The following is a 9503-nucleotide window of genomic DNA, read 5'->3' as shown; positions in this document are numbered from 1 at the left end:
CGTTCGGTATCAGCGGCACCAACGCCCACGTCATCCTCGAAGAGGCGGCCGCGCCGGACCGGACCGAGGAAGACAGGGCGCGCGACGAGAGCCACAAGGGCGCCGACCGCGGCGTCATCCTCCCCCTCTCCGCCGCCGAACCGCAGGCCCTGTGCGCCCAGGCCGAGCGCCTGGTGACCCTCCTGTCGTCGGACACGGAGCTGTCGCACCATGACGTCGCCCTGTCCCTGGCGACGACGCGCTCCGCGCTGGAACACCGTGCCGTGGTGGTGGCCACCGACCGGCAGCAGGTCCTGGCCGGGCTGCGGGCGGTGTCCGGCCGGCAGCCCGCCGGGCAGGTGATCAGCGGCACGGCGGTCGCCGATGGGGGCCGTACGGCCTTCCTGTTCGCGGGCCAGGGCGCGCAACGGCTCGGCATGGGCAGGGAGTTGTACGAGACCTACCCCGTCTTCGCCGAGGCCTTCGACGCCGTGGACGCCGAGTTGCCGTTCGGGCTGCGGGAGATCGTGTTCGGTGACGAGGCGGACGTACTGAACCGTACGGAGTACGCGCAGCCCGCGCTGTTCGCGCTGGAAGTGGCGCTGTTCCGGCTGCTGGAGTCGTGGGGTGTACGCCCGGACGTGCTGCTGGGGCACTCCATCGGTGAGCTGGCCGCCGCGCACGTGGCGGGGGTGTGGTCGCTGGCCGACGCGTGCCGTCTGGTGGTCGCTCGCGGCCGGCTGATGCAGGCGCTGCCGACCGGTGGGGCGATGGTCGCGCTGGAGGCCTCCGAGGACGAGGTCCTGCCCCTGCTCGGCGACGAGGTGGGCATCGCGGCGGTCAACGGACCGGAGGCGACCGTGGTCGCCGGCACCGAGGCGGCCGTCGAGGCGATCGCCGCGCACTTCCGGGACCTCGGCCGCAAGGCCACCCGGCTGCGGGTCAGCCACGCCTTCCACTCGCCGCTGATGGAACCCATGCTCGCCGAGTTCCGTAAGGTCGCGGAAAGCCTGGCGTACGGACGTCCCCGGCTGACCGTCGTCTCGACGCTCACCGGCGAACTCGCCGAAGCCGAAGACCTGATGACGCCCGACCACTGGGTGCGGCACGTGCGCCACGCCGTACGGTTCGCCGCTGCCGTGAGCCGGGCGAGCGACGAAGGAGTCTCCCGCTGGATCGAGTTGGGACCGGACGGCACACTCACCGCGCTGGCACGGGAAGTGGTGCAGGCGGGCCCCGCCGAGCAGACTCTCTTCGTGCCCGCGCTGCGCAAGGACCGCGACGAGCGCGCCGCGCTGCTGACCGCCCTGGCCGAACTGTACGTCCGCGGTACCGAACCGCACTGGCCGGCCGTGTTCGAGGGCGGTGGCGCCCGCCGGGCCGAGCTGCCGACGTACGCCTTCCAGCGGCAGCGCTTCTGGCCGGACGCCCCGGCCGCCACGGCCGGTGACGCGACCGGTCTCGGACTGACCTTCGCCGGGCACCCGCTGCTCGGCGCCGAGGTCGCGCTGGCGGAAGGCGGCGGAGCCCTGCTCACCGGCAGGCTCTCCCTCACGACCCACCCCTGGCTGCGCGACCACGCGGTGGCGGGCGCGGTCCTCTTCCCGGGCACCGGCTTCCTCGAACTGGCCCTCCAGGCCGGTCTCCGCGTGGGCTGCGCACGTCTGGCGGACCTGACGCTCGAAGCACCGCTCGTCCTCACCGAGCACGGCGGTGTACGGATCCAGGTCGCCGTCGGCGGCCCGGACGGCTCCGGACGGCGTACCGTGTCCGTCCACTCCCTGGCCGACTCCGCCGAGGCCACGGCCGAGGGATGGGTACGTCACGCCGGCGGCGTCCTCGACGCCGACCCCACCGACGAGTCGGACGCCGACGGCCCCTTCGGGGACTGGCCGCCCGCGGAGGCGACCGCCGTCCCGCTGCACGGCTTCTACGACCGTCTCGCGGACGAGGGGTACACCTACGGCCCCGTCTTCCAGGGCCTGCGTGCCGTCTGGCGGCAGGGCGAGGACGTCTACGCCGAGGTCGGGCTGCCCGCCGGCCAGCAGGACGAGGCAGGGCGACACGGCCTGCACCCGGCCCTGCTCGACGCCGCGCTGCACGCCTGGCTCGCCGCGGGACGGGCGACGGCGGACGCCTCCGGCGAGGCACCCGCCGGCGGGGTGCGGCTGCCGTTCGCCTGGAGCGGCGCCTCGCTGACCGCGGTCGGCGCCTCCGCCGTGCGGGTACGGCTGGCACCGGTGGACGAGGACACGATCACGCTCACCGTCGCCGACGCCGAGGGCCGCAGCGTGGCCCGCGTCGACGCCCTCACCCTCCGTGAGCTGAGCGGGGCGGCACTCACCCCCGCCGCCGTCCGCCCGTCGGCCCGGCAGGACACCCTGTTCCGGGTGGACTGGAGCGCGCTGCCCGCGCCGTCCGGCACCCTCCCCGACCAGGCCGGACAGTGGGCCGTCGTCGGACCGGAGATCGCCGGGCTCCCGGACGCGCCGGCCGGTCACTACGCCGACGTCACGGCCCTGGCCGAGGCGGTCGCCACGGGCACACCCCTGCCGGCCGCGGTCCTCGTCGGCTGCGACCCGTCCGCGACCGGGACACCGGCGCAGTCGGCTGCCACGGTGGACGTCACCAAGGCGGTGCTGCACCACGTCCTCGCCCTCGTGCAGAGCTGGCTGGCGGACGACCGCCTCGGCGCCGCCCGACTGGTGCTGGTGACGAGGGGCGCGGTGCCCGCCGACGGCGACCGGGCGCTCACCGACCCGGTGGCCGCCTCCGTCTGGGGTCTCGTCCGCTCCGCGCAGTCGGAGCACCCCGGACGCCTGGTCCTGCTCGACCTCGACCCCGAAACGCCCGTCGCCGCCGATCACGGTGCCGCCGTCCACGACAGCGGCGGTGCCGGCTCCACCGACCCCGCCCCCGCACTCGCCTCCGGCGAACCCCAACTCGCCCTGCGCGCGGACGCCGTCCTCGTGCCCCGGCTGGCCCCGGCCGGCACCGGCGGCGCACTGCTGCCGCCGCCCGGTGAGTCCGTGTGGCGGCTGGACGTCACCACGCCCGGCACCCTCGACAGCCTGGCCCTCGTCGGGTGCCCCGAGGTCACCGGACCGCTCGCCCCCGGCGAGGTACGGGTGGCGATGCGGGCCACCGGCGTCAACTTCCGTGACGTCCTGGTCTGCCTCGGCATGCTCGACCGCGAGGTGCCCGGCCGTGAGGGCGCGGGCGTGGTCCTGGAGACCGGCCCCGGTGTCACCGGGCTCGCCCCCGGCGACCGGGTGCTCGGCCTGTTCTCCGGGGGGTACGGCCCGGTCGCGGTCACCGACCACCGGCTGCTCACCCGGCAGCCGCACGACTGGTCCTTCACCGAGGCCGCGGCGGCGCCCATCGTCTTCCTCAGCGCCTACCACGGCCTGGTGGACCTGGCGGATCTGCGTCCCGGCGAGGCCGTCCTCGTCCACGCGGGCACCGGAGGCGTCGGCATGGCCGCCGTCCAGCTGGCCCGGCACCTGGGCGCCGAGGTCTTCGCCACCGCCGCCCCCGCCAAGTGGGAGACCCTGCGGGCCATGGGCCTGGACGACGACCACATCGCCTCCTCGCGCGACACGGACTTCGAGGAGAAGTTCCTGCGGGTGACCGCCGGCCGCGGTATGGACGTCGTCCTCAACTCCCTGGCCCGGGAACTGATCGACGCGTCGTTCCGGCTCCTGCCGCGCGGCGGCCGCTTCATCGAGATGGGCAAGACCGACCTGCGTGACGCGCAGACCGTCGCCGCCGACCACCCGGGCGTCGTATACCAGGCGTTCGACCTGCGGGACGTCGACCCCGACCACACCGCCGACATGCTGACGGCCGTGCTCGCGCTGTTCGAACAGCGGGCACTGCGTCCGCTGCCGGTCACCACATGGGACGTACGGCGGGCCCCGGAGGCGTTCCGCTACCTCAGCCAGGCACGGCACACCGGCAAGATCGTCCTCACCGTCCCCGAGCTGCCCGTCGACCTGGCCCACGCCGTGGAGGACGCGCACGACGGACGCACCGAGGAGCGGGCCCCCCGCGAGGGCACCGTCCTGATCACCGGCGGCACCGGCACGCTCGGCGCGCTGTTCGCCCGGCACCTGGTGACCCGCCACGGCGTCCGCCATCTGCTGCTCACCAGCCGCAGCGGCCCCGAGGCCCCCGGCGCCGCCGCACTCGCCGCGGAACTGACCGGGCTGGGCGCCACCGTCACCGTCACCGCCTGCGACCTCGCCGACCGTGACGCCCTGGCCGCACTGCTCGCCGAGATCCCCGCCGAGCGACCGCTGACCGCCGTCCTCCACGCGGCCGGACTCCTCGACGACGGCATCCTGGACGCCCTGACACCCGACCGCGTCGACCACGTCCTGCGCCCGAAGGCACAGGCCGCGTGGAACCTCCACGAACTCACCCGCGACCTGCCCCTGTCGGCGTTCGTCCTCTTCTCCTCCGTGGCCGCCACCTTCGGCAGCCAGGGACAGGCCAACTACGCCGCCGCCAACGCCTTCCTCGACGCCCTGGCCCAGCACCGCAGGGCCCTTGGACTGGCCGCGCTCTCCCTGGCCTGGGGCCTGTGGGACACCGACGACGGCATGGCGGGCACCCTCGGCGCCGCCGACCTGCGGCGCATCGGCCGGATGGGGCTCGCCCCGCTGCCGGCGGACGAGGGCCTGGCCCTGTTCGACACGGCCCTCGCCGCCGACCAGGCGCTGCTGCTGCCCACCCGTCTCGACCTGCCCGGGCTGGAACGCCGCGGCACCGAACCGCCCGCCCTGCTCAAGGCACTCGCCCGGACCCCGGTCCGGCGGGCCGCGGCCGACACCACCGGCACCCCGGCCGACGGCCAGGACACCGGAAGCGGTACGCCGGTGTCGTTCACGGAGCTGCTGCGGCCACTGCCCGCCGAGGAACGGGAACGGGCCGCCCTCGACCTCGTCCGCACCCACACCGCGGCGGTCATCGGGCACTCCGACCCCGAAGCGGTCGACGCCGACCGGCCGTTCAAGTCGCTGGGCTTCGACTCGCTCACCGCGGTCGAGATGCGCAACCGGCTCGGCGCGGCCACCGGACTCACGCTGCGGGCCACGCTGGTGTTCAGCTACCCGACGCCCGCGGTCCTCGCCCGCCACCTGCTGGACCAGTGCGCGCCCCGCGACGAACGACCGGCCGACGTCCTCCTCGCCGAACTCGACAAGATCGAGTCCGTGATGGCCGGCACGCACCCCGCGGCCGACGGCACCGACGACGCCGCGCTGAACGACAAGGTGACCGCCCGCCTGCGGGACCTGCTGACCCGGTGGACGAGCGCCACGGGCGCGACGGGCACCGCAGGCGACACGGCCGGCACGGCCGGCACGGGCGACACCACTGGCACCACGCCGACCGTCACCGGACTCGAATCCGCGACGGACGACGAGATGTTCGACCTCATCAACAAAGAGCTGGGCATTTCCTGACCCCGACCGACCCCGGACCGCTCAGGACCCGACGTCTCCGGATCCCCACGGGGCTCCTCCAAGGAAGTGGCATCGAATGGCGAGCAACGAAGAGAAGCTGCGGGACTACCTCAAACTGGTCACGGCCGACCTTCGTCAGACACGCAAACGTCTGCAGGACCTCGAGGAACAGCGGCAGGAACCCATCGCGATCGTCGCCATGGGCTGCCGCTTCCCCGACGGGGCCGACAGCCCCGAGGCGCTCTGGCGGCTCCTGTCCTCCGGCACCGACGCCGTCACCCCCTTCCCGGCAGACCGCGGCTGGGACCTCGACGCGCTGTACGACCCGGACCCCGACCGTCCCGGCACCTCCTACGTCCGCGAGGGCGGCTTCCTGCACGAGGCGCCCCTGTTCGACGCGGAGTTCTTCGAGATCTCCCCCCGCGAGGCCCAGGCCATGGACCCGCAGCAACGGCTCCTCCTGGAGACCTCCTGGGAGACCGTGGAACGCGCGGGCATCCTCCCGGCCTCCCTGCGCGGCTCGGCCACCGGCGTGTTCGTCGGCGCCATCGCCCAGGACTACCTGCCACGCTCCCACGACTCCCAGGCGGACCTCGGCGGCCATCTGCTCACCGGCAGCACCATCAGCGTCGCCTCCGGCCGTATCGCCTACTCGTTCGGCCTGGAGGGCCCCGCCGTCACGGTCGACACGGCCTGCTCGTCGTCGCTGGTGGCCCTCCACCTCGCCGTACGCTCCCTGCGCTCGGGCGAGTGCGACCTGGCGCTCGGCGGCGGCGTGACCGTCATGTCCGGTCCCGAGATGTTCGTCGACTTCGGGCGACAGCGCGCGCTCGCCGCCGACGGCCGCTGCAAGGCGTTCTCCGCCGCGGCCAACGGCTTCGGGCCCGCCGAGGGCGTCGGCATGCTCCTCCTGGAACGCCTCTCCGACGCCCGCCGCAACGGCCACCCCGTCCTCGGCGTGATCCGCGGCAGCGCGGTCAACCAGGACGGCGCGTCCAACGGCCTGACCGCCCCCAACGGCCCGGCTCAGGAACGGGTCATCCGCGCCGCCCTCGCCGACGCCGGCCTGTCCACGGACGACGTCGACGCCATCGAGGCCCACGGCACCGGCACCCCCCTCGGCGACCCCATCGAGGCCGAGGCGCTGCTGGCCACCTACGGCGCCGCGCGCCCCGAGGACCGCCCCCTGTGGCTCGGCTCGGTGAAGTCCAACATCGGACACACCCAGGCGGCAGCCGGCGTCGCCGGAGTCATCAAGCTCGTCCTCGCCATGCGCCACGGCCTGCTTCCCCGCACCCTGCACGCCGACGAGCCGTCCCGGCACATCGACTGGACCGCCGCCGACCTGCGCCTGCTCACCCGCGAACAGGCCTGGCCCCGCGACGACGACCGACCCCGCCGCGCGGCCGTCTCCTCCTTCGGCATCAGCGGCACCAACGCCCACCTGATCGTCGAAGAGGCTCCCGCGCCGGCGCCGCTCGACGGAGCCGACCAGGCGGAACAGGCAGCCCCGCACACCGCTTCCCCGGCCGACCCGGAGCGGCCGACCGGTGACCACCCCCTGCCCTGGGTGCTCTCCGCCCGCAGCCGCACGGCCCTGCACGCCCAGGCCGCCCGCCTGCTCGCGCACCTGGACGACGTGCCCCACCCCCACCCGGCCCGCATCGGCCACGCCCTCGCCACGACCCGCTCCACCTTCGAACACCGGGCCGTGCTCACCGGCCGCACCCTCGACGACTTCCGCACCGCCCTCACCGCCCTCGCCGCCGGCGAACCCCAGCCGGGCACCGTCACGGGAACCGTCCGGCCCGGTGGACGACTGGCCGTCCTGTTCACCGGCCAGGGTTCGCAACGGCTCGGCATGGGCCGCGAGTTGTACGCCACCTATCCCGTCTTCGCCGACGCCTTCGACGCCGTGGACGCGGAACTGCCCTTCGACCTGCGCGAGGTGGTGTTCGGCGAGGACGCCGAGCGCCTGAACCGCACGGAGTTCGCGCAGCCGGCGCTGTTCGCCCTGGAAGTGGCGCTGTTCCGGCTGCTGGAGTCGTGGGGAGTACGCCCCGACGTCGTGGTCGGGCACTCGATCGGTGAGTTCGCCGCCGCTCATGTGGCCGGAGTGTGGTCGCTGGCGGACGCGTGCCGTCTGGTGGTGGCACGGGGCCGGCTGATGCAGGCACTGCCGGAGGGCGGCGCGATGGTCGCGCTCCAGGCCACCGAGGACGAGGTCCTGCCCCTGCTCGGCGACGAGGTCGGTCTCGCCGCGGTCAACGGGCCGCGCTCGGTGGTGGTCTCGGGTGCGGCGGACGCCGTGGAGGAGATCGCGGACCGCTTCCGCGCCCAGGACCGCAAGGTCACGGCGCTACGGGTGAGCCATGCGTTCCACTCGCCGCTGATGGAGCCCATGCTCGACGACTTCCGGGCCGTGGCGGAGACACTCACCTACAGCGCACCGCGCATCGCCGTGGTCTCCAACGTCACCGGCCGCCCGGCCGAACCCGGCGAACTCACCTCGCCCGACTACTGGGTGCGGCACGTCCGCCAGCCGGTCCGCTTCGCCGACGGCGTACGTGCCCTGGCCGAACGCAGGGTCGGCAGACTGCTGGAACTGGGCCCCGACGGCCAGTTGACCGCCCTGGCCCAGAGCTGCCTGGACGGCGGCTCCGAACTGTTCGCCACCGTCCTGCGCAAGGACCGCCCGGAGCCCGAGACCCTGCTCGAGGCCCTGGCCCAGCTCCACGCCGGCGGTCTGCCGGTCCGCTGGCAGACGGCGTTCCCCCACGAGGAGCCGACCGCTCCCGACCAGGATCAAGTCCCCCTGCCCACCTACGCCTTCCAGCGGCGCCGTTTCTGGTCCCGCGACACGGGCTCGGCACTCGGCGATCTGGGTGCGGTGGGGTTGGGTGTGGCGGGGCATCCGTTGCTGGGTGCGGCGGTGGAGTTGGCGGGTGGGGATGGTCTGCTGCTGACGGGGCGTGTGTCGTGTGGGGTGCAGGAGTGGTTGCGGGATCATGTGGTGGCGGGTGTGGTGGTGTTTCCGGGGACGGGGTTCCTGGAGTTGGCGTTGCGGGCGGGGGAGCAGGCCGGGTGTGACCGGGTGGAGGATCTGACGATCGCGGCGCCGTTGGTGGTGCCGGAGCGGGGTGGGGTCCGGGTTCAGGTGCGGGTGGGCGCGGCGGACGAGGCCGGCCGCCGCACCCTGGAGATCCACTCCCTCGCCGAGGACGCCCTCGACTCCGATCCGTGGACGCTCCATGCGACCGGTGCGCTGTCCACTGCCTCGGCCGCGCCGCCCGCCGACCGTTTCGATTTCGGTGTCTGGCCGCCGCAGGGTGCGGTGGCGGAGCCGGTCGAGGGGGTGTACGAGCGTTTCGCCGGGCTGGGCCTGTCGTACGGTCCGGTGTTCCGTGGGCTGCGGGGTGTGTGGCGACGTGGCGACGAGGTGTTCGCCGAGGTCGCCCTGCCGGAGGAGCAGGAGACGGTCGCGGAGCGGTTCGGGGCGCATCCGGCGTTGGTGGATGCGGCGCTGCACGCGGTGATGTTCACGTCGGCGTTGGGGGACGGGCGGGCGCGGTTGCCGTTCTCGTGGTCCGGGGTGTCGTTGTGGGCGTCGGGTGCGCGTGCGTTGCGGGTGCGGGTGGTGGAGCTGGGGTCGGACGCGGTGGCGTTGGAGCTCGCGGACGCCGCGGGTGGGTTGGTGGCGTCGGTGGAGTCGCTCGTGCTGCGGGAGGCGTCCGGCGACCTGGCGAAGGCGGACAACCGCCATGTCGACAGCCTCTTCCAGACCGACTGGGTGAAGGTCCCCGCGAGCAAGGGACCCGCCCCGGCTTCCGCTCGCACCGCTCTGCCGGAACCCGACGAGACGGTGCCCGCCGACGTACTCCTCCGGGTTGAACGCCCGGCCGCCGCCGACACCGCCCAGGCCGCCCACGCGGTGACCACGCGGGTTCTCGGCCTCCTGACGGAGTGGCTGGCGGAGGAGCGGTTCGAGGGCGCGCGTCTGGTGGTCGTCACCGAGGGCGCGGTCACGCTCGACGCGACGGCCCCCGATCCCGCCCT

Annotated in this window: 2 protein-coding genes; both read left to right on the top strand. The window is 74.2% G+C overall.

From position 1 onward, the window contains the following. Positions 1–5447 (top strand): type I polyketide synthase (locus tag AQJ58_RS40005; protein WP_067259551.1); only part of this gene is annotated, 5447 nt, incomplete at its 5' end. Positions 5448–5523: 76 nt separating this feature from the next. Further along, on the top strand, positions 5524–9503 hold a 3980-nt coding region (locus AQJ58_RS40000), incomplete at its 3' end, for a type I polyketide synthase (protein ID WP_159056420.1).

The organism is Streptomyces sp. DSM 15324, assembly GCF_001514285.1.
Classification (GTDB): Bacteria; Actinomycetota; Actinomycetes; order Streptomycetales; family Streptomycetaceae; genus Streptomyces.
The sequence above is the reverse complement of the archived record's forward strand: the minus strand, read 5'-3'. Positions and strand labels throughout refer to the sequence as shown.